27 protein-coding genes are annotated in these 25528 nt (G+C 72.4%); 11 read left to right on the forward strand and 16 right to left on the reverse strand.

Annotated features, from left to right (window positions below; all coding sequences use genetic code 11):
• Positions 1-12: 12 nt before the first annotated feature.
• From ACQPZA_RS10370 to ACQPZA_RS10395, 6 genes are all read right to left on the reverse strand, one after another.
• Entirely contained in the window at positions 13-381 is a 369-nt protein-coding gene (locus tag ACQPZA_RS10370; RefSeq protein WP_433280029.1) for a DUF488 domain-containing protein, read from the reverse strand.
• A complete protein-coding gene (locus tag ACQPZA_RS10375) occupies positions 378-1589 on the reverse strand; it encodes a cupin domain-containing protein (protein WP_433280031.1) in 1212 nt (403 codons plus the stop codon). The genes ACQPZA_RS10370 and ACQPZA_RS10375 overlap by 4 nt, the downstream gene beginning before the upstream one ends.
• A gap of 167 nt (positions 1590-1756) precedes the next feature.
• The gene (locus ACQPZA_RS10380) at positions 1757-2377 is read right to left on the reverse strand and encodes a response regulator transcription factor (RefSeq protein WP_433280033.1); all 621 of its coding nucleotides are present in this window, start codon (positions 2375-2377) and stop codon (positions 1757-1759) included.
• Positions 2374-3480, reverse strand: coding sequence for a sensor histidine kinase (locus tag ACQPZA_RS10385; protein WP_433280035.1), 1107 nt, complete (start codon positions 3478-3480; stop codon positions 2374-2376). The genes ACQPZA_RS10380 and ACQPZA_RS10385 overlap by 4 nt, the downstream gene beginning before the upstream one ends.
• On the reverse strand, positions 3477-4256 hold the full coding sequence (locus tag ACQPZA_RS10390) for an ABC transporter permease (RefSeq protein WP_433280037.1): 780 nt from the start codon (positions 4254-4256) through the stop codon (positions 3477-3479). Before ACQPZA_RS10390 ends, ACQPZA_RS10385 begins: the two co-directional genes overlap by 4 nt.
• Positions 4253-5197, reverse strand: a complete 945-nt coding sequence (locus tag ACQPZA_RS10395) for an ABC transporter ATP-binding protein (RefSeq protein WP_433280039.1) — start codon at positions 5195-5197, stop codon at positions 4253-4255. The genes ACQPZA_RS10390 and ACQPZA_RS10395 overlap by 4 nt, the downstream gene beginning before the upstream one ends.
• Before the next feature lie 123 nt (positions 5198-5320).
• Between ACQPZA_RS10395 and ACQPZA_RS10400 the strand changes: the two genes are divergently transcribed.
• Entirely contained in the window at positions 5321-6376 is a 1056-nt protein-coding gene (locus ACQPZA_RS10400) for a winged helix DNA-binding domain-containing protein (protein WP_433280041.1), read from the forward strand.
• Between the two features lie 10 nt (positions 6377-6386).
• Here the strand turns inward: ACQPZA_RS10400 and ACQPZA_RS10405 are convergent, their stop codons facing one another.
• Positions 6387-6557 carry a hypothetical protein gene (locus ACQPZA_RS10405; protein ID WP_169397969.1) on the reverse strand — a complete coding sequence of 57 codons (171 nt, stop codon included), beginning with the start codon at positions 6555-6557 and terminating at the stop codon, positions 6387-6389.
• Positions 6558-6642: 85 nt separating this feature from the next.
• Between ACQPZA_RS10405 and ACQPZA_RS10410 the strand changes: the two genes are divergently transcribed.
• Positions 6643-7608 carry a GlxA family transcriptional regulator gene (locus ACQPZA_RS10410; protein WP_433280043.1) on the forward strand — a complete coding sequence of 322 codons (966 nt, stop codon included), beginning with the start codon at positions 6643-6645 and terminating at the stop codon, positions 7606-7608.
• A 16-nt stretch (positions 7609-7624) separates the two neighbouring features.
• On the opposite strand, the gene ACQPZA_RS10415 is transcribed toward ACQPZA_RS10410, so the two are convergent.
• Positions 7625-8722, reverse strand: coding sequence for a sensor domain-containing diguanylate cyclase (locus ACQPZA_RS10415; protein ID WP_433280045.1), 1098 nt, complete (start codon positions 8720-8722; stop codon positions 7625-7627).
• Between the two features lie 129 nt (positions 8723-8851).
• On the opposite strand from ACQPZA_RS10415, the gene ACQPZA_RS10420 reads away from it, so the two are divergent.
• The 3 genes from ACQPZA_RS10420 (at position 8852) to ACQPZA_RS10430 (ending at position 13100) form a co-directional block, all read left to right on the forward strand.
• Complete coding sequence (locus ACQPZA_RS10420; protein ID WP_433280047.1) at positions 8852-9682, forward strand: enoyl-CoA hydratase-related protein; 831 nt, start codon at positions 8852-8854, stop codon at positions 9680-9682.
• A gap of 84 nt (positions 9683-9766) precedes the next feature.
• Positions 9767-11122, forward strand: a complete 1356-nt coding sequence (locus tag ACQPZA_RS10425; RefSeq protein WP_433280049.1) for an FAD-dependent oxidoreductase — start codon at positions 9767-9769, stop codon at positions 11120-11122.
• Positions 11123-11303: 181 nt separating this feature from the next.
• Positions 11304-13100: an acyl-CoA dehydrogenase gene (locus tag ACQPZA_RS10430; protein WP_433280051.1), complete on the forward strand. Its 1797-nt coding sequence runs from the start codon at positions 11304-11306 to the stop codon at positions 13098-13100.
• 10 nt (positions 13101-13110) lie between these two features.
• On the opposite strand, the gene ACQPZA_RS10435 is transcribed toward ACQPZA_RS10430, so the two are convergent.
• A complete protein-coding gene (locus ACQPZA_RS10435) occupies positions 13111-13386 on the reverse strand; it encodes a hypothetical protein (RefSeq protein WP_433280053.1) in 276 nt (91 codons plus the stop codon).
• Positions 13387-13644: 258 nt separating this feature from the next.
• On the opposite strand from ACQPZA_RS10435, the gene ACQPZA_RS10440 reads away from it, so the two are divergent.
• Positions 13645-14496, forward strand: coding sequence for an NAD-dependent epimerase/dehydratase family protein (locus ACQPZA_RS10440; protein WP_433280055.1), 852 nt, complete (start codon positions 13645-13647; stop codon positions 14494-14496).
• Positions 14497-14542: 46 nt separating this feature from the next.
• Here the strand turns inward: ACQPZA_RS10440 and ACQPZA_RS10445 are convergent, their stop codons facing one another.
• Positions 14543-15781: an MFS transporter gene (locus ACQPZA_RS10445; RefSeq protein ID WP_433280057.1), complete on the reverse strand. Its 1239-nt coding sequence runs from the start codon at positions 15779-15781 to the stop codon at positions 14543-14545.
• A gap of 66 nt (positions 15782-15847) precedes the next feature.
• Positions 15848-16027 (reverse strand): hypothetical protein, encoded by a 180-nt coding sequence (locus ACQPZA_RS10450; protein WP_169397978.1) that lies wholly within the window; start codon positions 16025-16027, stop codon positions 15848-15850.
• Between the two features lie 152 nt (positions 16028-16179).
• On the opposite strand from ACQPZA_RS10450, the gene ACQPZA_RS10455 reads away from it, so the two are divergent.
• Both ACQPZA_RS10455 and ACQPZA_RS10460 read left to right on the forward strand, forming a co-directional pair.
• Positions 16180-16416, forward strand: a complete 237-nt coding sequence (locus ACQPZA_RS10455) for a type II toxin-antitoxin system Phd/YefM family antitoxin (RefSeq protein ID WP_433280059.1) — start codon at positions 16180-16182, stop codon at positions 16414-16416.
• Complete coding sequence (locus ACQPZA_RS10460; protein WP_433280061.1) at positions 16413-16835, forward strand: type II toxin-antitoxin system VapC family toxin; 423 nt, start codon at positions 16413-16415, stop codon at positions 16833-16835. Before ACQPZA_RS10455 ends, ACQPZA_RS10460 begins: the two co-directional genes overlap by 4 nt.
• Before the next feature lie 6 nt (positions 16836-16841).
• Here the strand turns inward: ACQPZA_RS10460 and ACQPZA_RS10465 are convergent, their stop codons facing one another.
• Entirely contained in the window at positions 16842-17867 is a 1026-nt protein-coding gene (locus tag ACQPZA_RS10465; protein ID WP_169397979.1) for an LLM class F420-dependent oxidoreductase, read from the reverse strand.
• Positions 17868-17992: 125 nt separating this feature from the next.
• On the opposite strand from ACQPZA_RS10465, the gene ACQPZA_RS10470 reads away from it, so the two are divergent.
• Positions 17993-19249, forward strand: a complete 1257-nt coding sequence (locus ACQPZA_RS10470) for a glycosyltransferase 87 family protein (protein ID WP_433280063.1) — start codon at positions 17993-17995, stop codon at positions 19247-19249.
• An 88-nt stretch (positions 19250-19337) separates the two neighbouring features.
• On the opposite strand, the gene qcrB is transcribed toward ACQPZA_RS10470, so the two are convergent.
• The 4 genes from qcrB to ctaE are packed head-to-tail and all read right to left on the reverse strand — an operon-like array spanning position 19338 to position 23690.
• On the reverse strand, positions 19338-21062 hold the full coding sequence (gene qcrB, locus ACQPZA_RS10475; RefSeq protein WP_433280065.1) for a cytochrome bc1 complex cytochrome b subunit: 1725 nt from the start codon (positions 21060-21062) through the stop codon (positions 19338-19340).
• Positions 21059-22216, reverse strand: a complete 1158-nt coding sequence (gene qcrA / locus ACQPZA_RS10480; RefSeq protein ID WP_433280067.1) for a cytochrome bc1 complex Rieske iron-sulfur subunit — start codon at positions 22214-22216, stop codon at positions 21059-21061. The genes qcrB and qcrA overlap by 4 nt, the downstream gene beginning before the upstream one ends.
• Positions 22213-23055, reverse strand: a complete 843-nt coding sequence (gene qcrC / locus ACQPZA_RS10485) for a cytochrome bc1 complex diheme cytochrome c subunit (protein WP_169400357.1) — start codon at positions 23053-23055, stop codon at positions 22213-22215. Before qcrC ends, qcrA begins: the two co-directional genes overlap by 4 nt.
• A gap of 29 nt (positions 23056-23084) precedes the next feature.
• The gene (gene ctaE, locus ACQPZA_RS10490; RefSeq protein ID WP_169400356.1) at positions 23085-23690 is read right to left on the reverse strand and encodes an aa3-type cytochrome oxidase subunit III; all 606 of its coding nucleotides are present in this window, start codon (positions 23688-23690) and stop codon (positions 23085-23087) included.
• A 127-nt stretch (positions 23691-23817) separates the two neighbouring features.
• On the opposite strand from ctaE, the gene ACQPZA_RS10495 reads away from it, so the two are divergent.
• Complete coding sequence (locus ACQPZA_RS10495; protein WP_433280069.1) at positions 23818-24246, forward strand: hypothetical protein; 429 nt, start codon at positions 23818-23820, stop codon at positions 24244-24246.
• Entirely contained in the window at positions 24239-25288 is a 1050-nt protein-coding gene (gene trpD, locus ACQPZA_RS10500; protein ID WP_433280071.1) for an anthranilate phosphoribosyltransferase, read from the forward strand. Before ACQPZA_RS10495 ends, trpD begins: the two co-directional genes overlap by 8 nt.
• Positions 25289-25528 lie beyond the last annotated feature (240 nt).

Below are 25528 nucleotides of genomic sequence, written 5' to 3' on the forward strand. Positions count from 1 at the left end.
GGGTGTGCGCGGTCAGGACGGACCCTCCAGGAGTTCGGCCAGGACCGCGGCCTCACTGATCGCGGGGTCCTTGCTCGCCGTCAGCAGCGTCAGGGTCCGGCCCTGCGCGAGCTCGGCCAGGTGCGCGAGGGCGGACTCCTGCTCACCGCTCCCGAGCTCCTCCCGGTACCGACGCCCGAACTCGGTGAAGAGCTCGGGGTCGTGGCCGTACCACCGGCGCAGCTCGGTGGACGGGGCGACGTGTCTGCACCACTCGTCGATCCGCGCCTTGGCCTTGCTCATGCCCCGCGGCCAGAGCCGGTCGACCAGCACGCGGACGCCGTCCTGCTCGGTGACGGGGTCGTAGATGCGGCGCACCCGCACCGCTCCGGCAGGGCTCACCGCAGTGGGGTGATGCCCTGGGTCTCGCGCGGGAACGTCGCGAGCGTCTCCTCGGGGATGTTGAGATGTGCCGACACCAGCGACGGCGGGACGTGGGCGAGCCAGTTCGCGAGCGAGACCTCCTCGTAGTGGTCGCTGCGGAAGGTCTCGACGTAGATCAGGACGTCGTCCCCGGTGTTCTCGACGTAGTGACCGAGGTTCCGGCGCACCACGCCGACGTCGCCCGCACGGAAGTCCGACGTGTTGGCGTGCGGCCCGGTGTTGAAGACCGTCATGCGGCCCTGCCCGCGCAGGTAGTACTGCCACTCGTCGGCGTTCGGGTGCCAGTGCAGTTCCCGCATCGAGCCGGGCTGGATGACGTTGAGTGCGGCAGCGACCGACCGTGCGGCGGGGAAGTTGGTGCTGTCGGCGACCTGGATGCTCCCGCCGCTGTTGCGGTAGCGCGCCTCGGAGCGCGACAGACGGAAGATCACGGCCTCGGTCGCGCCCCACTCCACGCCTGCCGCCTCCTGGTCCGCGGCCAGATCTCCCGGTTCGTCGCCGGGGAAGATCCAGAGGTTGTGCAGCGGGATGTCCGTGAAGACCTCCTGGGCGACGCCGAAGTTCTTGGCGAGCACGTCCGGCGGGGTGTGGGCGAACCAGTCGGTCAGCAGCAGCGTGTTGCTCTCCGACTGCTGACCGTCGTCGAACGCGAGGACGAACTCCGCTCCGTCGGGCCCGAGCCCTTGCAGCGAGTGCGGCAGGCCGGCCGGGAAGAACCACAGGTCGCCCGCCTCGACGTCGTCGACGCTCGGCCGTCCGGTGCGGCTCAGCGTGGTGATCCGGCAGCGCCCCTCGGTCATCAGGGCCCACTCGGCGGTCTGGTGCCAGTGGAGCTCCCGGATGCCGCCCGCCTCGAGGTACATGTTGACGCCGGCGATCTCGTCCGAGATCGCGAAGTCGGACTGGGTGAGCTCGCGTGCCCAGCCGCCCTCCTGCACGCGTCGGGGGGAGATGTTGAACGAGGACCAGAAGAACGGCTGCGAGCTGATGTCGGTGGCGGGCGCGTGCATGTGGTTCGGGAACTGGCTCTCGATGACCGGGTTCCGCGGGCCTTTCATGGTGGTGCTCGCCGGGTGGTCGAGGGTGTTGATCTCGCCCTCGGGCGGGAGGTCCGGATCGCCGAAGCTCGGTGTCTCGTGGTGCGGTGCTGGTACCTGGGGTTCCATCGGCTGGCTCCTCCACCTCGCGACGGCGACCGGGCCGTGCCGTCACCCGGCCGGCGCTGCGGTCCTCATGCCACCACCTCACCCCGGCGCCGGGTTCCTCGCTTGAGCAGAATGACTGGACTTCGGCCGCCGGTGGCACCTCCTGCATCGCCGAACGATGCCGTGGCCTACAGCCAGCCCCGGTCGCGGGCCACCCGCGCGGCCTCGATCCGGTTGCGCACCCCGAGCTTCGTGATGGCCGTGGAGAGGTAGTTGCGCACCGTGCCCTCGGCCAGGTGCAGGTGCGCGGCGATGTCGCTGTTGGGCAGCCCCTCGGCGGCGAGGCGGAGCACGTCGCGCTCGCGGTCGGTCATCGGGTCGGCGCCGTCCCACGCGGCGACGGCGAGCGCCGGGTCCACCACCCGCTGCCCGGCGTGCACCCGGCGGACGGTGTCGACGAGCTGGTCGACGGGCGCGTCCTTGAGCACGTACCCCGACACGCCGCTCTCCAGGGCCCGGCGCAGGTAGCCCGAGCGCGCGAAGGTCGTGACGATCACCAGCCGGGTGCGGGCCCGCCTGCGGTGCAGCTCGGCGGCCACGTCCAGGCCGCTGAGGCCGGGCATCTCGACGTCGGTGACCAGCACGTCCGGGTCGTGCTCCTCGACGGCGGCCAGCGCTTGCGTGCCGTCGGTGGCCGTGGCCACCACCTCGAGGTCCGGCTCGAACGACAGCAGCCGGGCGAAGGCGCCGAGCACCATGCCCTGGTCCTCCGCGAGTACCAGCCGGATCACGCTCGCCCGCCCCGTCATGTGGCCACCGCCGCCGGCACGGTGACGGTGAGCGCCGTGCCGCCACGGGCGCGGCGCTGCACCTCGCCGCCCAGCGCCGCGATCCGCTCGCGCATCCCGGTGAGCCCGTTGCCGTCCGGTGTCTCGCCGCCCACCCCGTCGTCGGCGACCTCCAGCACCACCCGCCCGCCGACGCGGTGCAGCGTGACCGTGCAGTGCCGGGCGTCGGCGTGGCGCACCACGTTGGTGACGCCCTCCCGCAGGGCCAGGCCCAGCGCGGTCTCGGCCGACGGGGTGAGCACCAGCCCGGGTTCGCGCGTGACCTCGAGCGTCACGCCGGCGGCGGTCAGTGCGCTGCGGGACACGGCCAGCTCGTCGTCGAGGTCGACCTGCCGCCAGCCGGACACGGTGGCCCGCACCTCCGTGAGCGCGGCACGAGCGGCCTGCTCCACCTCCGCCATCTCGGCGATCCCGGCCTCGGCGTCGGTGCGAGCGAGGCGCTGCGCGAGCTGGGAGCGCACGACGATGCCGGTGAGGGTCTGTCCGAGCAGGTCGTGCAGGTCGCGGGAGATCCGCTCCCGCTCCGACAGGGTGGCCAGGTGTTCCACCCTGGCGTTGTGGATGCGGTTCGCACGGCCCTCCTCGATCTCCTCGATCGTGACGAGCCCGACCACCCAGACGAGCACGAGGGACGGCGCGAACGCCCAGAGGCGCCAGGGCATCGGGATCGAGGAGAGCAGCACCAGCACCACGACGAGCGCGGTGAGCCCGGCGAGCCACCACCGGGCGACCCGCCGCGTCCGGCCGCTCCCGGCGAATGCAGCGGCGTAGACGAAGAGCACGCTCGCGCCCGAGTTGACCGGCGCGGCCAGGACACCCAGCACGGTTGTCGTCACCAACGCCCAGCGCCGGACCGGCCCGGGACCGCGGTGCGCGAGAACGTAGATCGGGAGGAACACGACGACCACGGCGAGGGCCACCGCCCACTGCAAGGGCCGGTTCCGGTCGTCGTACAGCGGTTGGAAGAGCAGCATGCCCAGCCAGACCAGGTGCCAGAGGGTGGACGCCCGCAGCGGAGCCTGCCCGCGGACTGCGACCCCCGCACTGCCGGGCTCCGCGGTCATACGCGGAGATTACGGTAGGCCCAACCGGCCAGCACCGCACTGATCGTCGTGGTGAGCAGCAGCGCGAGCAGGTTCCCCAGCGCGTCGGCTCCGGTGAGCTGGGCCAGCGCGAGCTGGGCGAGGTGGTAGGTCGGCAGGAACGGCGCGAGCGCCTGCACGAACCTCGGCATCATGTCCAGCGGGAACCACAGACCCGACGCCACCACCATCGGCAGGTACACCGCGTTCAGCACGGCCGCCGTCGCGTTCGAGGAGGCGACGAAGCCGACGGCGAGCCCGAGCAGCGTGAACGGGAGGCCGCCGAGCAGCAGCACGCCCACGAGCCGCAGCCACGTGCCGAGGTCGAGCACCGGTCCCGCCACGAGGAGCGAGACCCCGCTGATCGCGAGCACGACGGCCAGCGCGTAGGGCAACGCGGAGATCACCTTGGCGGCGATGGTCGTGCCGATCGGGGCCGCCGACACCTTCTTCACCCGCAGCCAGCCGCTCGTCCGGTCCTCGGCCACGGCCACGCCCGGGCTGAGCAGCATCACCGAGACGACGCCGAACGTCCCGAAGGTGGCCAGCATGGTCGCGGCCGTCGGCAGCCCGGACGCGGACGGCTGGTTGCCGAACAGCGACGCGAACAGCGCGAAGAACATCACCGGGAACAGCACCGAGAAGAACAGCGCGGTGGGCTCCCGCAGGATGGCCCGCACCCCGTCGGCCACCTCGACGCCCAAGACCCGCAGGTGCGGTACCAGCGGGGACGTCGGTCCCGTCTCGATCGCGGTCATGCCCGCACCTCCACCTTGTCGCCGGTCGTGTTGTTGCCTGTCCTGTTGTCGCCGCTCGTCGCGTCCCCGGTGAGCGCGAGCAGAGCCTGTTCCAGCCCCGCGCCCTCCACCCGCAGGTCGGTGAGCTGTTCGTCGAGCACCAGCCATCGGCGCAGCACGTCCTCCGGCGCGGCCGTGGCCACCTGGACGCGGTCGCCGTCCGTGGTCACGGACAGGACGCCGGGCAGTGTCCGCAGCACGCTGTCCGCCACGCCGGTGCGGGCGACGATCGTGCGGTCGGGCAGGCGGGCGGTGAGCCCGGCCGGGGTGTCGGCGGCCACGACGTGCCCCCGGTGCAGCACCACCACCCGGTCGGCGACGGCGGCGGCCTCCTCCACGATGTGCGTGGTCAGCAGGATCCCCGCGCCGGCGTCGCGGCGGGCGGCGATCGTGCGCCAGAACGCGCGCCGTGAGGTGATGTCCAGCCCGACGGTCGGCTCGTCGAGCAGGAGCAGGGTCGGGTCACCGACCAGGGCCATCGCCAGCGCCACCCGCTGCTGCTGGCCCCCCGAGAGCTTTCCGGCCCGCCTGCGCTGCAGGTCGGTGATCCCGACCTCGGCGAGCACCGGTCCGGCCGCGGTGGCAGGCCGCCCGGCCCGCACCGCCGCACCCCGTACGAGCTCGGCGACGGTGAGGGTGCGCGGGAAGCCCATCGACTGCTGGACCACGCCGAGATGCCGCCGCGTCGCCGCCCGGCGGGGGTCGCCGCCGCACACGCGGACCTGCCCCGACTGGGGGGCCAGCAGTCCCGTGGCCAGCCCGACGAGTGTGGTCTTGCCCGCGCCGTTCGGGCCGAGGAGTGCCACGCACTCGCCGGCCCGGACGGTCATGTCCACCGAGTCGAGGGCGGTGAGGGCGCCGTACCGGTGGTGGGTGCCGGCGATCTGCAGGACGTCGATCATGGCGTTGACGGTGCCGGGTTCCGCCCTGCTGTGGCAGTGGGCGCAGTCAGGGCCCCGGCCTGACAAAAGTCACGTTCGTGCTCGATCACGAGGTTGTCGGGGGCGCCGGGCACACTCCGGGGCATGGCGGAGCGCGTGCTGACCACCGATGAGCTCAACCGCGCGGTCCTCGCGCGCCAGCTCCTGCTCGAGCGGTCCGCGCTGCCGCCGGAGCGGGCCGTCGAGCAGGTCGGTGGCCTGCAGACGCAGTACTCGCCGTCGGGCTACATCGGGCTGTGGTCGCGGGTCACGGGCTTCCGCCGGGAGCTGCTCACCGACGCCCTGACGAGCGGCACCGTCGTGCAGGGCTGGGCGATGCGCTGCACGATCCACATGCTCTCCGCGTCCGACTACTGGCCCCTCATCGCCGCGGTGCGGGCCCCCCGCCGCGTGTGGTGGGTCCGCGCCCACGGGGGCAGCGGGATCGACATGGGCAAGGCCGCGGATGCCGTGCGGGGGTACCTGGCCGACGGGCCGCTCAAGCAGGCCGAGATCCAGCGGTTGCTGGCGGCCGACGGGTTCCCGCGTGAGGTGTGGTCCGGCGTCCAGCTCTGGCTCGAACTGGTGCGCGTGCCGCCTGCGGGCACCTGGGGCACGCCGCGGGCCCATGTCTACGGGCTCGCGGAGCACACGGTGCCCCTACCCGCGTCCCTGCCGTCGGTGGAGGAGGGCGAGGAGCTGCTGGTCCGGCGCTATCTCGAGGGCTTCGGCCCCGCGTCGGCCAAGGACGTCTCGTCCTTCTGCGGATGGACGGTCACGGGTGCGCGCAGGGTGCTGGAGCGGCTCGAGCCGCGGCGCTTCCGCGACGCGTCGGGCGGTGAGCTGTTCGACCTGCCCGGCGCCCCGTTGCCGCCGGCCGACGCCCCCGCGCCCGTGCGGTTCCTGGGCCAGTGGGAGGCGGTCCTGCTCGTGCACGCGCGGCGCACGCAGATCCTCCCGGAGGAGTACCGGCCGCTGGTCTTCGGCAAGACGATGCCCCAGTCGGTGCCCACGTTCCTCGTCGACGGCCGGGTGGCGGGCACCTGGCGCTACGTCGAGGGTTCCGTTCGCTGCGAGCCGTTCCAGGTGCTGCCCCGTGCCGTGCTCGACGAGCTGCACGACGAGGGCGAGCGCCTCACGGAGTTCTACGCGGGCGGGTGAGGCCGGCGCGTCAGGGCAGGCGGATGTCGGAGTGGTAGCCGGGTAGCGCACGCAGCTCGGCGAGCTCTCGCTCGCGGTCGCGGTCCACCGGGACGGACGACGTCACGCGCCCGCCCGGACGTGCGATCGAGATCGCCACGGCGACGGCGACGGCGAGCAGGACGATGATTGCGGTAGCCATGGCAGGAAGTATTCGCCGCTCCACTTCCTGCCAACAGTGGCAGACGTGCCTATCAGAGCAAACATCCTGCCACTATGCTGTCGCCATGCTGTCCACCGTCGCCGCACTGGTGCTTCCCGAGGTCTCGCCGTTCGAGTTCGGCACCATCTGCGAGGTCTTCGGTGTCGACCGCACCGCCGACGGCGTGCCGCCGTTCGAGCTGAGGGTGTGCGGTCCCGCAGCGGGCGAGCCCGTCTCCACCACCGTCGGGATGAGCGTCGTCCCCGAGTACGGCCTCGACGGGCTGCGTGACGCCGACCTCGTCGCGGTCGGGGCCACCCGGCTGCGGACCTTCCCCGAACCGGTGCTCGACGCGCTGCGCGAGGCGGCGGCGGGTGGAAGCACGATGCTCAGCGTGTGTTCCGGAGCGTTCGTGCTCGGAGCCGCCGGCCTGCTCGACGGCCGCTCGTGCACCACGCACTGGATGAACGTCGATGAGCTGCGCGAGCGTCACCCGCTGGCCCAGGTCGACCCCGACGTGCTGTTCGTCGACGACGGCGACCTCATCACCAGTGCAGGCACGGCGGCGGGCATCGACGCCTGCCTGCACCTGGTACGCCGGGAGCTGGGCAGCGCCGTCGTCAACCTGATCGCCCGCCGCATGGTCGTACCCCCGCAACGCGACGGCGGGCAGCGGCAGTTCGTGGAGCAGCCGGTGCCGCAGTGTTCGTCCGACGGCCTCGCCCCGGTGCTGGACTGGGTGATCGACCACCTCGAGGTCGAGCACACGGTCAGTGACCTGGCCCGGCGAGCGCGCATGTCGGACCGCAGCTTCGCCCGTCGCTTCGTGGCCGAGACCGGCACCACGCCGCACCGCTGGCTCACGCTGCAGCGGGTGCTGCGGGCGCAGCGGCTGCTCGAGGACACCGATCTCGGCATCGACGACGTCGCCGAGCGCAGCGGTTTCGGGAGCGGGGCGCTGCTGCGCCACCACTTCCGCAAGGTCGTGGGGGTGGCGCCGGCCGACTACCGGCGCACGTTCACCCTGCGCGCGGCGGTGGCGGGCCACTGACCGCCCGGCGGCCGGGTCAGTCGGCGAGCAGGCTCACCGGCTCGGACGCGCGGCCGCCGAGCTCGACCTGGTGCACGAGCTGCGGGATCGGCAGCGGCCGGTTGCGGGTGACGGTGGCCGCCGCGACCCCGGGCAGCGCGATGAACGGGTAGACGTCCTCGAGGCGCGCCACGCGCTCACAGACCTCCTGGCAGAACCACATGACCTTCTCCGGGGGCCAGGACGGGAGCACCACGAGGAAGTCCTCGCGCCCGATCCGCACCACCCGGTCGACGCTCGTGAGCAGGTCCTGCACGCATTCGCTCACGCCGTGGAGGGCGGCGAGCTCGGCGCGCAGCCCGTAGTCGGCCCGGACCTCGGCGATACCGAACACCCGCAGCAGGGCCAGCCCGATCGGCAACGTGCCGGCGCCGAGCCCGGCGGTCCACCGCTGCAGGAACTTCTCGGTGTAGAGGCCCGTGCGCGGATCGCGCTCCCCGCTGTCCTCCGCCACGGCTTCGAGCGCCACCTCCGCCGCGGTGCGGGCCCGGACCGCGGCCTCCATGCGGTCGGCGAGGTAGCGGGCGGGGACGCCCCACCAGTTCTGGTAGGAGGGTTCGGTCACCAGCTGCACGGCCTGCAGGATCTCGTCCATCCGGGCCACGACGGGCGCGGGCAGCCGGAGCCGGGAACGCAGCCGGAGGACCGCCCGGATGGCGTCCTCCCGGCGGAAGGACCACCGGCCGCGGAACGTGCGGCCCTCCTCGATCGTCCGGGCGACGGGATCGACCGTCTCCAGGTCGGTGGCGGCGAGGGTGGCGCCCCCGTGCGGACCGAGAACGGTGACGCTCCACTCGCGGGTGAGGGGGTCGGTCGCCGGGAGCAGCGCGGGCGCCACCCCGGGTGGCATAGGCGGTACGGCGTCCTCCGCCATCCCGATCACCGTGAGGGCCCCGTGGGCAGCGATCTCCTGGTAGACGGCCTTGGCGCGCTCGAAGTAGGAGTGCTTCTGGAACATCGCGATGACGATCAGTGGCTCGCCGGGGGCCGCAGCAAGGGCGAACTGCTCGATGGCGTGTGACAGCTCGATGAGCACAGGCTTGCCGAGAAGCTCGCCGGTCCCGCTACGGTCCACGAGGCGGGAGGGTAGCCCTCCCGACGGCACGGGCTGTTGCGCCGAACGGATGATCGGCGGCCTCGGAGATTTGTAACACACGTCACCGCCGACCGCCGGGTTCGGATGGTCCGGACGTACTGTCGGGCCGTGAGCGGACTGCGCGAAGATCACGGAGACCCCGACGCCGCCGTACTCGCCGATCATGCCCCTGACGGTGTCCTCACGCTGACGTTCAACCGTCCGGAGCGGCGCAACGGCTGGGCCGAGGACATGGAGCGGGGCTACTACGACCTGCTGGTGCGGGCCGCCGCGGATCCCGACGTCCGGGCCGTCGTCGTGACGGGCGCGGGCAGCACGTTCTGCCCCGGTGCCGACCTCTCCCGTCTCGGTGGCCTCGGTGCGGAGGGCGCGCGGCTGCCGCACAAGCCGGTGGACGTGCCCCGGCAGTTCCCCAAGCCGTTGATCGCGGCGATCAACGGCGGCTGCGCAGGGGTGGGACTGGTGCAGGCGCTGTTCTGCCACGTGCGGTTCGCCGCCGACACCGCTCGTTTCTCCACCGCGTTCGCCCGGCGGGGTCTCATCGCGGAGTACGGGGTCGCCTGGACGCTCCAGCGGCTCGTCGGGGTCGAGAACGCGATGGACCTCCTGCTGTCGGGGCGCACGGTCGATGCGGCGGAGGCCAAGGAGCTGGGCCTGGTCAGCCGGGTCGTCCCGCGCGCCGACGTGCTCGGCGCCGCCCAGGCCTACGCGGGCGACCTCGCCCGCAACTGCAGCCCCCGCGCCATGGCCGTGATCGCCGGACAGGTGCTCGCCGACCAGGAAGGGTCGTTCGACGAGGCGCTGGAGCGCTCCTACATCCACGCCGACCGGTTCATCGGTTCGGCGGACCTGCGGGAAGGAGTGGCGTCCTTCCTGGAGAAACGCCCGCCACGGTTCGCGCCGCTGGGCAGCCGGGAGAGCACACTCCGTGCTCCGTGAGGTCGGCTATCCGGCGCGCTGAGCCAAGTCCGGATCCGCCCGCGGTGGCAGGATCGGAGCAGGACCAGCACGGGAGATGAGCACATGCAGCAGGCACAGGCCCGGGTCGCGGTGATCGGAGCGGGCCCGTCCGGGCTGTACGCCGCGGCTGCTCTCCTCGCCTCGGGTGAGCCGGTGAGCGTCGAGGTACTGGATCGGCTGCCGGCGCCGTACGGGCTCGTGCGCTACGGCGTGGCGCCCGACCACGTGAAGATGAAGTCGGTCATCCGCGTACTGCAGAAGCCCTTCGACCCCGCTCACGTCGAGTTCCTCGGGGGCGTCCGGGTCGGGGAGAGCGGCATCCCGCTGGACGTGCTGCGCGACCACTTCCACGCCGTGGTCCACGCCACCGGCAGCTCCGTCGACCGCCGCCTCGGGGTGCCCGGCGAGGAGCTGGCCGGCTCGCTCGGCTCGGGCGCCTTCGTGAGCTGGTACTGCGGCCACCCCGACCACGTCGACCTGCAGCCGCTGCTGGACCACCCGGGTGTCGCCGTGGTCGGGGCGGGGAACGTGGCGCTGGACGTCGCCCGCGTGCTGGCCAAGACCGCCGACGAGATGGCCGAGACCGACGTCCCGGAGCCCGTGCTCGCCGCACTGCGCGCCAGCGCCGTCCGGGACGTGCACGTCCTGATCCGCAGAGGGCCGCAGCACGTGCGGTTCACCCCCGCCGAGCTGCGCCAGATCGGGGAGCTCGCCAACGCCGACGTCGTCGTGCACGACGACGGGCTGCTCGCCGCCGGGGTCGACGAGCCGGAGGACCGGCGGCAGCGGCAGAACCTGGAGATGCTCCGGGAGTGGGCCGCCCACGGGAGCACGGGCAAGCCGCGCCGGGTGCATCTGCGGTTCCTGCGCAACCCGGTGCGGTTGCTCGGGGAGAACGGCCGGGTGAGCGCGGTGGTGGTGGAGCGCACCCGGATCGACGCCGAGGGCCGCGTGGTCGGCACCGGTGAGGAGGAGACGCTCGACGTCGGGCTTGTGGTGCGGGCGATCGGGTACGACGCGGAGCCGATCCCGGGCCTGCCGTTCGACGCCCGCACCGGCACGGTGCCCAACGAGGGCGGCCGGGTGGTGCGCGACGGCGTCCCCGTGCCCGGCGCGTACGTCACGGGGTGGATCAAGCGCGGCCCGACCGGCGTGATCGGCACGAACAAGGCCGACGCGGCCGAGACGGTCGCGGCGCTGCTGGCCGACCTGCCGGCGCTCCCGGCGCCCCCGCACCCCGAGCCGGAGGTGTTCCGGAAGGCCCTGGCCTCGTACGGGATGCGGCCGGTGGACTGGACCGGATGGCTGCGGCTGGACGCCGAGGAGGTCCGCCGCGGCGGCCGCCGGGGAGCGGAGCGGGTGAAGGTCGCGGACCTCGCCGAGATGATGGAGGCCGCACACGGCGCGCCTGCCCCCTGAGCCGGGTCAGGGGTGTCCCGTGGATCTTGGTCGATGAGAGCCGTGATCCAGGTGGTTCCTGGCGGCGCCGCTGGATCGCCCTCATACCGGGCGTATTCGGGCGGTTCGGCGGTGTCGCCAGGGGCCGCCTAGGCGCGGCTGTCGCGATTGAAGATCCGCGGGACATCCCTTAGCCTCGGGCGTGCGATCACTGCTGCTCTCGCGACGCGACCTCGACTTTCTGCTGCACGACTGGCTCGACGTGGGGTCGCTCACCGCGCGCCCGCGGTTCGCCGAGCACTCCCGCACCACGTTCGACGCGGTGCTGGAGCTGTCCGAGCAGGTGGCGACGGAGCAGTTCGCCCCGCACAACCGGGCCGCCGACCTCACCGAGCCGCGGTTCGACGGCGACCGCGTCCACATGATCCCCGAGGTCGGCGAGGCGCTGCGGGTACTCGGCGAGACCGGGATCGTGGGTGCCGGGCTGGACGAGTCGGTCGGCGGGATGCAACTGCCGCAGACCGTGGTGCAGGCGTGCTTCCTGTGGTTCCAGGCCGCGAACATCGCCACGGCGGCCTACCCGTTCCTGACCGTCGCCAGCGCGAACCTCCTGATGGCGCACGGCAGCGCGGAGCAGGTGCGGACCTTCGTGCAGCCGATGGTCGAGGGCCGGTACTTCGGCACGATGTGCCTGTCCGAGCCGCAGGCGGGCTCGTCGCTGGCCGACATCACCACGCGCGCCGAGCCCCGCGACGACGGCACCTACCGGCTCTTCGGCAACAAGATGTGGATCTCGGCCGGTGACCACGAGCTGAGCGAGAACATCGTCCACCTCGTGCTGGCGAAGGTACCCGGCGGTCCGCCGGGGGTGAAGGGCATCTCGCTGTTCGTGGTGCCGCGGTTCCTCGTCGGGCCCGACGGCGCCCGCGGGGACCGCAACGACGTGGTGCTCGCCGGGGTCAACCACAAGATGGGCTACCGCGGAACGGTGAACACCCTGCTCAACTTCGGCGAGGGCCGGCACACGCCGCGCGGGGAGCCGGGAGCCGTCGGCTACCTCGTTGGCGAGCAGCACCGCGGGCTCACCTACATGTTCCACATGATGAACGAGGCGCGCGTCGGCGTCGGTGGGGGAGCGGCGGCACTCGGGTACACGGGCTACCTGCACGCGCTCGACTACGCCCGCACCCGTACGCAGGGGCGGCCGGTCGCGGCGAAGGACCCGGCCGCGCCGCAGGTCCCGATCATCGAGCATCCGGACGTGGCCCGGATGCTGCTGGCCCAGAAGTCCTACGCCGAGGGCGCGGTGGCGCTCACCCTGTACTGCGCCCGGCTGCTCGACGAGGAACGCACGGCAGCCACCCCGGAGGACCGGGCCAGGGCCCACCTGCTGCTCGACGTGCTCACGCCGATCGCGAAGAGCTGGCCGTCGCAGTGGTGCCTGCACGCCAACGACCTGGCCATCCAGGTCCACGGCGGCTACGGCTACACCCGCGAGTACGCCGTGGAGCAGTTCTACCGGGACAACCGGCTCAACCCGATCCACGAGGGCACCCACGGCATCCAGGGCCTCGACCTGCTGGGCCGCAAGGTCGTGATGGACGGCGGCGCCGGTCTCGCGCTGCTGGTGGAGACGATCACCACCACGATCGGCAAGGCGCGGGCCGCAGGCGGCGAGGCCGCGAGCCACGCCGACGTCCTCGCCGCCACCGTGGCGAGCGTCGAGCAGGTCACGGCGCAGCTGTGGGCGGCCGGTGACCCCGCGGTGACCCTGGCGAACTCGTCGATCTACCTCGAAGCCGTCGGGCACGTGGTGGTGGCGTGGATGTGGCTGGAGCAGGTGGTGGCCGCGGCAGGCCGTTCCGGCGACTTCTTCGACGGCAAGCGGGCGGCGGCGCGCTACTTCTTCCGCCACGAGCTGCCGCGCACGGGCCCGCAGCTCACGCTGCTGGCCGAGCTGGACCGCACCACCCTCGACGTGCGCCCGGAGTGGTTCTAGGAGCGCGCTCCTAGCAGGGGGCGACGGACACGACCGTCGGAAGCGCGCCCATCCGCTCGGTGAACGTGGCCGACTCGTCGTTCGTGACCGAGACGGTGCAGGTCACGCAGCTGTAGGGGACGCCGTCGCGGACGTCGACGGCGAAGTCGCGCACCGGGAAGCCACACGCGCGCAGCGCGGCGCCGACACGCAGCACGCCGTCCATGCCGCCGGTGGTGACGATCTCGTGGCGACGCTGCAGCCGGGGGACCCAGGTGGGACGGGGGGAATGGCCGAGAACTGTCATGGTGGCTCCAGGGGTTCCGTGGGGTACGGGTGACCCGAGCCAGGCCTCGGTTGGGGGAGGGGAGAGGAAACGCGCGCCGGCGGCCTGGCTCAGCCGACGCGCAGCCGTACGGCCACGTCGTGCGAGAGGGCGGTACGCATGCCGACGACTGTAGCGCGGTCGGTCGCAGCCCACCACGCGCCCCGCCGCGGCGGGGTGGTAACACAAGGGCGGGGTGCCGGTCGGCACTCCGTGACGACCCACCCCGGAGGAAAGCCCATGACGTCCGTCGCCGTGACCGGAAGCAGCGGGAAGCTCGGTCGTCACGTGGTGCGCCACCTGCAGGAACACGGCTACACCGTGATCGCCCTCGACCGCGTGCCCGATCCCGGCTCCCCCGCCGCGGCCTCGGTACGGGTGGATCTCACCGACCACGGGCAGGTGGTCGAGGCGTTGACGGCCGTCGACGGCCGCCACGACGGCGTGGACGCCGTCGTGCACCTCGCGGCGATCCCGGCGCCGGGGCTCGCCACCAACGCCACCACGTTCGCGAACAACATCACCGCCACCTACAACGTCTTCGCGGCGGCGCGCACGGCGGGGATCCGCAACATCGTCTGGGCGTCGAGCGAGACCGTGCTCGGGCTGCCGTTCGACACCCCGCCGCCCTACATCCCGGTGGACGAGGAGTACCCGGTGCGCCCGGAGAGCACATACTCCCTGGTCAAGAGCCTGGAGGAGGAGATGGCCGGGCACTTCTGCCGCTGGGTGCCGGACCTGAAGATGATCGGGCTGCGGTTCTCCAACGTGATGGACCCCGAGGACTACGCGAAGTTCCCCGGCTTCGACGCCGACCCGGCGTCGCGGCGGTGGAACCTGTGGGGCTACATCGACGGCCGCGACGGTGCGCAGGCGGTGCGGCTGGCGCTGGAGCACCAGGCCACCGGCGTGGACGTGTTCGTGATCGCCAACGCCGACACGGTGATGTCCCGGCGCAGCGCCGACCTCGCCGCCGAGGTCTACCCCGGCGTCCCGGTGACCCGCGAGCTGGGGGAGCACGAGACGATGCTGTCGATCGACAAGGCGCGCCGGGTGCTCGGGTTCGAGCCGCAGCACAGCTGGCGAGACTGACCCGTCCGGCCCGCGACCTGGGCCCGGCCCGCGTGGCGTGCCGGGCTCAGGTCGCGACGAGCGGGACCGGATCCGGGTCGTCGAGCCGGGCCGGGGTGAACAGCCGCCACGCCACCAGCGTGAGCGCCGCCATCCCGGCGAACGCGATCCACAACGGCGCCGTGATGCCGAGGCCACGCGCGGCCAGCCCGCCGGTGAGCGCGCCGATCGCCGACCCCCCGACCGCGAACAGGAAGTAGACGCTGTTGACGCGCCCGCGCAGGGCGTCGGGCACCACGCGCTGGCGCCAGGACAGCGTGATCACGCCCCAGAGGCTCGCGTGCGCGCCGAAGACCACCATCGTCGTGACGGCCACCCACGGCGCCCGGGTCAGCGCGAGGGACAGGTGCGTGCAGGTCTCGATCACCAGCCCCACGCGCAGCAGGAACGCCGCTCCGAACCGCGTCAGCAGCCGCGCGGCGGCCACCGAGCCGGCGAGGCCGCCGACCGCGCTCGCGGCGAGGAGCAGGCCGAAGCCGATCTCGTCGAGGCCGAGCCGCTCGCGCGCGTAGAGCACGAGGATCGAGAACGCCCCGGTCAGCGTCACGTTCATCAGGCACAGGCACAGTGCCAGCACACGCAGGACCTGGTGGCCCATGAGGGCCCGCACACCGGTGGCGATGTCGCGGATCATCGGGCGGGGCGCCCCGGTGGGCACCTCGCGCGGCACCGAGCCGCGCAGCGTGGCGACGAGCACGGCCGCCACCAGGAAGGTGGCCGCGTTGAGGCCGAACGGCAGGGCCGCGGCCACGACGAACAGCGCGGCGCCGAGCGGTGGTGCCAGCAGGCTGTTGCCGACGATCTGGACGCCCATGAGGCGGGCGTTGGCCCGCGGTAGCTGCTCAGCCGGGACGAGGGCGGGCAGCAGCGCGGTGCTCGCGCTGTCGGCCAGCGTCTCCATCGAACCGATCACGAAGAGCGCGGCGTAGATCAGGAGCACGGTGACCACGCCGGTGGCGACGGCCACCGCGAGCGCGGCGATGACCACGGCGCGGACGACGTTGACCAGCACCACCAGCCGGCGACGGTCGAGCCGGTCGACGACCACACCTGCGGGCAGGGCGAACATCAGCCACGGGAGCTGCTGGACGAACAGCGCCCCCGCCACCAGCGCCGGGTCGCTCGTCAGCGACGCCAGCAGGAGCGGGCCGGCGGCGAGCGCGACGCCATCGCCGACGTTCGACACGGCGTTCGCCGCCCACAGCTTCGCGAACCCGCTGCCGAGCGGCACCCCCCGAGCCCTCACCGGCGCAGCCTGTCGTGCGACGGCCACCCGCGGCAACCGGGTTGCCGCGGGCGGCCGTCGCGTCGGTCAGCGGCGGCTGCTGCGGCGCCACCCCGAGGTCGAGGCGCCGACCCCGGCCAGGTGCAGGGCAACGCACAGCAGACCTGCTGTCAGGAGCACCTGGGCCGTGATGATATCGAGGGAGATGCCGGCGAGCTCGAAGATGAGAGCCAGGGCGAACAGCACTGCGGCGATGATCGCGAGCATGACGCGTCCTTCCGCGGGAGGATGGGTGGTGCGGATGCTCCCTTTGCCCGACGCGTCGCGCATCCGGAAAGGCCAGCGGCGCGGGGATCGTGATGCGTCCGTTGTGCGAAGAACCCCCCGAGCTGGCGTCTCACCGGTGATACATTCGATCCGTGGACGAGGTGACGATCCGGGACCTGCGCAACCACGGAGGTGACGTCCTGCACCGGGTGGAGCAGGGCGAGACCGTCGTCGTCACGCGGGCCGGGGTGCCGGTCGGCGAGCTGCGGCCGCTCCCCCGGCCCAGGCTCTCCGCCGCCTCCCTGCTCACCCGCTGGCGCAGCGTGCCCGTGGTCGACCCGGCCGCGTTCCGGGCCGACGTCGACGCCGTGCTCGATCCTGCACTGTGACTGCGCCAGAAGCTCGCGGCCTCCTGGACACCAGCACGGTCATCGCACTCCCGCTCCTGCGCAGCGAGCGCGGGCTGCCCGCGGAGCCGCTGATCTCGACGGTCACGCTCGCCGAGCTGTCCGTCGGGCCGCTGGTCGCCTCGTCCGACGACGAACGGGCAGCGCGGCAGTCTGTTCTGCAGCAGGCCGAGTCCGACTTCGACCCGCTCCCGTTCGACGCGCCGGCCGCCCGAGCGTTCGGGCGCGTCGCAGCATCCCTGCGCCACGCCGGCCGGAAGCCGCAGGCTCGCGCGTATGACGCCCTGATCGCCGCGGTCGCCATCGCGAACGACCTCCCGCTGCACACGTGCAACCCGGCCGACTTCACCGGGATCACGGGCCTGGAGGTCGTGGCCGTACCGGTGCCCGAGCGGCCCTGACCGACGTCAGTCCGCCGCCCGCAGCTCCTCCATCGCCGGGACGAACAGGTCGTCGGCGTGCGGGTAGGGGGCGTAGAAGGTGAACCGGTCCACCACGCCGCCGAACCGGTCCAGCACGGCGGCCCCGAGCTGTGCCGGCTCCGCGACCACGGCGAACGCGTTCAGCACCTCGTCGTCGATCAGCTCGCCCATCTGCCGCCAGCGGTCGTCGTCGGTGCCGCGCGAGAGCCGGTTGAGCTCGCCGCCCAGCTCGTCCCAGCCGTGCAGGTCGAGCACCTTCCGGTAGGCCGGGGTACTGCCGTAGAACGCGATCTGCTCCCGCGCGCCCCGGGCGGCCGCCTCCATCTCCTCCTCCGTGGTCCCGCTCACGACGAGACCGGAGAAGCTGATCGAGAGGTCGGCGAGCGTGCGCCCGGACCGGGCCAGGCCCTCCTCCAGGGTCGGCACCGTCCGCTCCCGCAGGTAGCGCGCGGTCGTGAACGGGTGCGGCTGCAGACCGTCGCACACCTCGCCCGCCACGCGCGTCATGTGCTCGCCGACGGCCGCGAGGTAGACCCTGGGCGGACCCCACGGGCTCGGCGCGGGGGAGAAGAACGGGGTCATGAGCGTGTGGGAGTAGAAGTCGCCGCGGAAGTTCAGCGGTTCGCCCTCGTTCCAGGACGCCCAGATCGCGCGCAGCGCCTGCACGTACTCCCGCATCCGCGGCGCCGGGTGACCCCACGGCATGGCGAAGCGCCGCTCGATGTGCGGGCGCACCTGGCTGCCCAGACCGAGCAGGAAGCGGCCCTGCGAGTGCACCTGCAGGTCGTGTGCGACGTACGCGGTGGACATCGGGTTGCGGGCGAAGGCGACCGCGATCGCCGTGCCCACCGTCAGCCGGGACGTGTGCTCGGCCACCGCCACCAGCGGGAGGAACGGGTCATGCTGTCCCTCGAAGCTCCACAGCCCGTCGTACCCGGCCGCCTCCCGCTCCCGCGCCTCGGCAGCGAGCTCCGCCAGCCCCGTGCCCTGCAGCATCGCGTCGACCTTCATCGGCTCCCCGCTTCGTGTGTCCCCGGCTTGGTCGTCCCGAGCATGAACGACGGCACGGTGCGTGTGCCGCGCGGCCTGCCGTCGCGGCCCGGCTAGCCTCGGGCGCCGACGATCACGGAGGGCCGATGGGCGCAGGTCTGATGGGTGCAGGGCGGACGACCGCGGACACCGAGGTGCGCGGCCGGCGGGCACTGCGCTGGGGCACGGCCGGGGCGGTGGTCGCGCTCGCCGGGCAGGCAGTGGTGCTCGCGCTCTGGCCCGCCGCGCACCTGCTCATGATCGACCTGCAGGTGTACCGCGCCGGCGGTGAGCACGTGCTGAGCGGCGAACCGCTCTACACCGGCGGCGTGCTCCTGGACCTGCCCTTCGTCTACCCACCCTTCGCGGCGGCGCTGTTCGCGCCGCTGGTGTTCCTGCCCCTCGACGTGCTGAAGGTCCTCTGGACCGTCGGCGACCTGGCGCTACTGGGCTACGTCGTGCACCGCTGCGCGCGCAGCGTCGGGGTGCCGTCCGGCTCCGCGGCCGTGGCGGCGGTCCTGCTCACCGTGCTCGCGACGTGCCTGGACCCGGTGCGCACCACCCTCTACCTCGGGCAGATCAACATCGTGCTGCTCGCCCTCGTGGTTGCCGACCTGCTCGGCCGCCCCGGCAGCCGGTGGCGGGGGGTGGGCCTCGGCATCGCCGCCGCGGTCAAGCTGACGCCCCTGATCTTCGTGGTGTACCTGCTGGTCACCGGGCGCCGGCGCGCTGCGGCCACCGCGCTCGGGGTGTTCGTCGTCGCCGCCGGGATCGGGTTCCTCGCCGCGCCGTCCGACTCGGTCGCCTACTGGTTCCACGGGACGTTCGCCGCCGCCGGCCGGATCTCCGACGTGGCCGGCAACGCCAACCACTCGCTGAACGGTCTGCTTGCGCGGTTCGGCACCCCGTCGGCCCCGTCGGTACTGCCCTGGATCCTCACCGCCGCCGTGCTCGGGGCGCTCACCGTGTGGCTGGCCGTGCGGGCGCACCGGGGCAGGCAGGAGGTGCTCGCCCTGACGCTGTGCGGCCTCGGCTCGGCCGCGCTGGCCCCGTTCGCCTGGTCGCACCACTGGGTGTGGGTCGTGCCGCTGGTGGTCCTGCTCGCCCACCGCGCGGTGACGGGCGGGCGGGCTGCCGCCGTGGCGCTGCTCGGGGTGCTCGCCGCCACCCTCGCCGTGGTCACCGCGCTGCCGGGCCCCGGGGTCGGGCCGATCCCGAGCACCGGGCTCATCTCGCTGCAGCCCGACGTCTACCTGCTGCTGTTCCTCGCCGTGCTCGCCGGGAGCTGGTGGTTGCTCGGTTCCCCCGTCCCGTGGCGGACCGGCGGGCAGGCCGAGCGTGCACCTGGTCGGCCCGGAACCTGAACCGGTGCACGCTCGGGGTGCTGGAAACGGCGAGAGGGCCCCGCCGGTGTCCCGGCGGGGCCCTCTCACGTGCGTGCTGGCGGGGACCTCAGTCGCCCGCGGTCGGTCCCGAGTCGCCCGAGTGCGGACCGGTCAGCGCCTTGCGCTCCTCGCTGCGCGCCACGCTCTCGGCGTGCCCCGAGTCGCGGGATGCGCCGTCGTGCTGGGCGGCTTCCGCGGCGGCCTCCTCGGCCCTCGCCCGCTCCAGCGCGGCGGTCTCCTCCGGCGGGTCGGGGGTGAGCAACGAGCCCGGCACCGGGGCGCCACCCATACCCAGCTGGTTCATCCTCTTGGGCACGGGAGCGCCCTGGTAGGCCAGCGGGATGGCGTGCCCGTGGTCGTCGACGCCGCCGAGGGGCTGGTGCACCTCGATGAACTCACCGTGCGGGAGCCGCTTGATGATGCCCGTCTCGATGCCGTGTTCCAGTACCGCCCGGTCGGACCGCTGGAGCCCGATGCAGAGCCGGTAGGTCACGTAGTACGCGATGGGCGGGACGACCAGGACCCCGATCCGGCCTGCCCACGTCGTCGCGTTCAGCGAGATGTCGAAGAAGTAGGCGATCAGGTCGTTGCTGCCGCAGAGGACGAGCACCGCGTAGAACGAGATGGCCATGACCCCGAGCGAGGTGCGGACCGGAACGTCACGGGGCCGCTGCAGCAGGTTGTGCAGCGCGTTGTCCTTCGTGAAGTGGCGCTCGATGGCCGGATAGGCGCCGGCGAGCACGTAGAGCACCGGGAGGAACGCGGGGCTGGCCCAGAAGGCCGGCGGGATCGTGTAGTTCCCGATCGCGATGTTCCACGGCGGGAAGATCCGCAGCATTCCCTCGGTGAAGAGCACGTACCAGTCCGGCTGGGATCCGGCGGAGATGTGCGAGGGGTTGTACGGCCCGAAGTTCCAGATCGGGTTGATCTGCAGCAGCCCGCCCATGATCGCGATGACGCCGACGGTGACCGCGAAGAACGCGCCGCCCTTCGCGGCGAACGCCGGGAGGATCCGGACGCCGACGACGTTCTTCTCGGAGCGGCCGGGGCCGGGGAACTGGGTGTGCTTCTGGTACCAGACCAGGCCGACGTGCACCGCGATCAGCGCGAGCAGAATGCCCGGGATCAGCAGCACGTGGATGATGTAGAGCCGCGGAATGATCTCGGTGCCGGGGAACTCCCCGCCGAAGAGAGCGAACTGCGTCCAGGTGCCGATGACGGGCACCGCCAGGGTGAACCCGGAGGCGATTCGCAGCCCCGTGCCCGACAGCAGGTCGTCGGGCAGGGAGTAGCCGCTGAAGCCCGCGAAGAACCCGAGGAACAGCAGCAGCACGCCGATGATCCAGTTGGTCTCACGCGGCTTGCGGAACGCACCGGTGAAGAAGGTGCGGATCATGTGCGCGACCATCGCGGCCAGGAAGAGCAGCGCGGCCCAGTGGTGCACCTGCCGGACGAACAGCCCGCCGCGCACCTGGAACGAGATCTCCAGTGCGCTCTCGTAGGCACGGCTCATGTGGACGCCGCGCAGGTTGTCGAACGGGCCGTTGTAGGTGACCTCGACCATCGACGGGTCGAAGAACAACGCGAGGTAGGTGCCCGAGAGCAGCAGGATGATGAAGCTGTAGAGCGCGACCTCCCCGAGCATGAACGACCAGTGGGTCGGGAAGACCTTGTTGAACTGCTTGCGCATCCCCGCTGCCGGGTGGAAACGCTGGTCCAGCTCATCGAGGGCGGCTGCGCCCTTTGCCTGCAGCCCACCGCTCGAGCTCGTGGGGGTGGTGATCGCGCTCATGATGATCTCAGCTCCCAGAAGGCCGGACCGACTGGCTCGTTGAAGTCCCCGCGGGCGACGAGATAGCCCTCGTCGTTCACGGTAATGGGAAGTTGGGGGAGCGCGCGCGTCGCAGGACCGAAAATCGGCTTCGCGTACTCCGTCGCGAGGAACTGCGACTGGTGGCACGGGCACAGGATCCGCTGGGTCTGCGCCTCGTAGAGCGACGCCGGGCAACCCAGGTGCGTGCAGATCTTGGAGTAGGCGTAGTAGTCGCCGTAGTGGTAGTTCTCCAGGCCGGGACGCTCGATCACCGTGGTGTTCGGGCGGAACCGGATGAGCATCACCGGGGTGTCGGAGCCGCGCAGGCCCGCCTCCAGTGCCTCGTCGTTGCCCCGGTCCGACTCGCGGAACGGGAAGACGGTCTCCATCGAGCCCGCCTCCTGGTCCTCGGGACGCACCAGGGAGACCTCGTCCGGGTCGCCCGTGTCGCGGCGCAGGTACACCGTCTCGCCGTTCACCGGCTTCCACGCCGTGACCCACAGCGGGGCGTCGGCCCCGCCCTTCCACGGGTTGCGCACCAGCGGGGCGATCGCGGCGATCCCGAGCCCGAGGCCGAAGATGCCGGCCGCCGCGCCCGCCGCCCGCGTGATCAGCTTGCGGCGCGCGATGCCGGTGTCCTGGCCGGCCTTGGCCAGCTGCGCGAGCACCGTCTGGCGGGCCACCTCGTCGGACGCCCCGTCGTGGCGCTGCTGCACCGAGACCTCGTCCGGGAAGAACTTCTTCACGTACGAGATGACGGCGATGCCCAGTGCCAGCACCGCGAGACCGAAGGTGCCGCCGACGACCGGCGTGTACAGCGCGTACATCGTGTAGCCGGGCTGTCCCGGCGCCACGTACTCGAACGGCCAGAAGATGAAGGCCACCACGAAGGCGAGCCCGGCGATCGCGGAGATCACGAACCACAGGGCGACGGCGCGCTCGGCGCGCTTCTCGGCGCGGGTGCCTGGGATCGGCCACTTCCGCTGGTTGTGGACGATCTCGACGTCGTCGAGCTCCGCAGCGAGCCGCGCCCGCTGGTCCGGCGTCATCTCCTCCACCTCGGCGGCGGTGGGGGTGGGTGGATGCGGGTGCTCCGTGCCCAGTGCGGGCGGGTCCTGCCGCGAGGTGGTCATGACTTGGCTCCCAGCCACAGTGCGAATCCGATCAGGCCGGCCAGGCCGACGATGAATGCGATCAAGCCCTCGGAGACCGGCCCGATGCCGCCCAGCGGCTCCCCACCGGGGTTGTTGTTGCCGTTGGTCACCGACTTGATGTAACCGATGATGTCCTTCTTCTCCTCCGGCGAGAGCTGCCGGTCGGAGAAGCGGGGCATGTTCTGCGGGCCCGTGAGCATCGCCGTGTAGATGTCGGTCTCGGTGGCCGGGTCGAGGTTGGGCGCGAACTTGCCCGAGGTCAGCGCGCCACCGCGGCCGGTGAAGTTGTGGCAGGACGCGCAGTTGAGCCGGAAGAGCTCACCGCCGCGGGCGGTGTCCGGGCCGCGCAGTGCCGCCCCGGACTCCGGCGGCCGCGTGGGGCCCCCGCCGTTGGACTCGATGAACGCGCCCAGCGCGTCGAGGTTCGCCGCGCCCTGGGGGGTGTCCGGGTTGAACTCAGGGAGCGGCGGCTTGCGGATGGCCTGCGCCTCCTGGCGCGCCAGCGGCATGCGGCCGGTCGACACCTGGAAGTAGGCGGCTGCGTCGCCCACGCCGATCAGGCTCGGTCCGCGGTCCTCCACGCCCTGCAGGTTCGCCCCGTGGCAGGTGATGCAGTGGGAGTTGTAGAGCTCCTGCCCGAGCGCCACCTGTGCGGCGTCGTCCGGCTGCGCCACCGCGACCTGGGGTTGCGGCGCGAAGGTGGTGTAGAGGCCGCCTACGACCAGCAGGCCGATGCCGAGCGCCGTGACGCCGGCGATCCGGCGTCGAAAACGGCTGCGCGGGCCCCGGAGGCGCTTCGAGGAAGGTGTGGTGGTCATCGTCTGCGTCTTCCAGCCCATGTCGGCGGTCAGCGGATGAAGTAGATGACGGCGAACAGGCCGATCCACACCACGTCGACGAAGTGCCAGTAGTACGACACGACGATCGCGGCGGTGGCCTGCTGCGGGGTGAACTTGCTGAGCTTGGTGCGGATGATCAGGAAGATGAACGCGATGAGGCCGCCTGTGACGTGCAGCCCGTGGAACCCGGTGGCCAGGTAGAACACCGTGCCGTACGCGCTCGACGAGATCGTGGTGCCCTCGTGGACGAGGTTCCAGTACTCGTAGCTCTGGCCGAGCACGAAGATCGTGCCCATGACCAGCGTGAGCAGGTACCAGCGGCGCAGCCCGAACACGTCGCCCCGCTCCGCGGCGAACACCCCGAACTGGCAGGTGAACGAGGACGCCACCAGCACGATCGTCACGACGAGTGCGTAAGGCACGTCGAGGTGGGTCGGGGCGGGTGGCCACGTCGCACCCGGAGGATTCTGAGCGCGCGCGGTGAAGTAGATCGCGAACAGCCCGGCGAAGAACATCAGCTCGCTGGACAACCAGACGATGGTGCCAACGCTGACCAGGTTCGGGCGGTTCAGCGAGTGGATGCGCGCGCTGATGCTGGGAGCCGCTGTCGTCACCCGGGCATTATGACCCCCGGCCAACTTCTACAGCCTGTCGGGATACCCGGGGTGTCGGTCACGGTTCGGTCGGCCAACGGGCGGCACCCCCCGAATGTTCCGGAGCGCGGCACTACAGTTCCTCCCTGTGAGCAGCCCCGTCGCGCACCCGACCCTGACCGTGCTGGTGTTCAGCCACCGCCCCGAGGTACGCGAGGCCGTCGTCATGGCCATCGGCCGGCGACCTGCCCCCGACCTCGGCCGCGTCCGGTTCGTCGAGGCCGGTGGCATCGCCGAGGTGCTGGCCGCCGTCGACGCCGGCGGCGTCGACCTCGCCATCCTCGACGGCGAGGCCCAGCCCACCGGGGGCATGGGTCTCTCGCGCCAGCTGAAGAACGAGATCGACGACTGCCCGCCGATCATCGTCACCCTCCGCAGGAGCGACGACCGGTGGCTCGCCACCTGGTCGCAGGCCGACGCGGTGCTCGTGCACCCGCTCGACCCCCTCACCGCCGCCGAGACGGTGGCCGACGTCCTGCGCCGGTCCGCCGCGCTCGACACCGCGATCCGTGGCTGACGACACCCCGCTCACCTGGCCGGGGATCCTGGGCAGGCTCATCCGCGGGGAGCACCTCGGTGCCACCGACACCGCGTGGGTGATGGACCGGATCCTCTCGGCAGAGGCCACTCCCGCGCAGCTCGCCGGGTTCCTCGTGGCCCTGCGGGTCAAGGGTGAGACGGCGGAGGAGATCTCCGGTCTGGCCGACGCGATGCTGCGCCACGCCCGCCGGGTGGTCGTGCCGGGACGCGCCGTCGACGTGGTGGGCACCGGGGGTGACCAGGCCCAGACGGTGAACATCTCCTCCATGGCCGCCGTCGTGGTCGCCGCGGCGGGAGTGCCGGTCGTCAAGCACGGCAACCGCGCCGCGTCGTCGGCCAGCGGGGCCGCCGACGTGCTCGAGGCGCTCGGCGTGGCCGTCGACCTGCCGCCCGACGGCGTCGCGGCCTGCGTGGCCGAGCTCGGTATCGGGTTCTGCTTCGCCCCGGTGTTCCACCCGTCGATGCGGCACGCGATCGGGCCCCGCCGCGAGCTCGGCGTGCCCACCGCCATGAACATCCTCGGCCCGCTGACGAACCCGGCCCAGCCCCTCGCGGCTCTGGTGGGCTGTGCCGACACCCGACTGGCCCCCGTGATCGCCGAGGTGCTCGCCGGGCGGGGCTCGTCGGCGCTCGTGGTGCGCGGCGACGACGGGCTCGACGAGCTGACCACCACGACCACCAGCACGGTGTGGGCCGTGACCGGCGGTGAGGTGCGCAGGGAGACGCTCGACGCCCGCGAGTTCGGCATCGTCCCCGCCACCCGGGAGGACCTGCGGGGCGGTTCCGCGCAGGTCAACGCCGGGGTGTTCCGGGCGCTGCTGGCGGGGGAGCCCGGCCCGGTGCGCGAGGCGGTGCTGCTGAACGCGGCGGCCGCGGTGGTGGCCTTCGACGGTGTGCCCGCTCGCCTGGCCGACGCCTTCCCGGCGGCCCTGGACCGGGTGGCGGCCGCGATCGACTCGGGCGCGGCGCAGCGGTTGTTGCAGCGGTGGGCGACGTTCTCGGTGGCCCAGCGCGCCTGACGCTCCTGTTCACCCGGTCGGCGTCGTAGCGCCGCCCTGCGCGAGTCGCCCGCTCCGGGTGTGCGAGTCGCCCGTTTTGCGTGCGCGAGTCGCCCGCTCCGGGTGCGCGAGTCGCCCGTTTTGCGTGCGCGAGTCGCCCGCTCCGGGTGCGCGAGTCGCCCGTTTCGCGTGCGCGAGTCGCCCGCTCCGGGTGCGCGAGTCGCTCGTTTCCATAGCGGGTGGCCGCGGTTGCCGCGTCGT

Origin of the sequence: Pseudonocardia xinjiangensis (assembly GCF_050948425.1) — a bacterium.
GTDB lineage: Bacteria > Actinomycetota > Actinomycetes > Mycobacteriales > Pseudonocardiaceae > Pseudonocardia > Pseudonocardia xinjiangensis.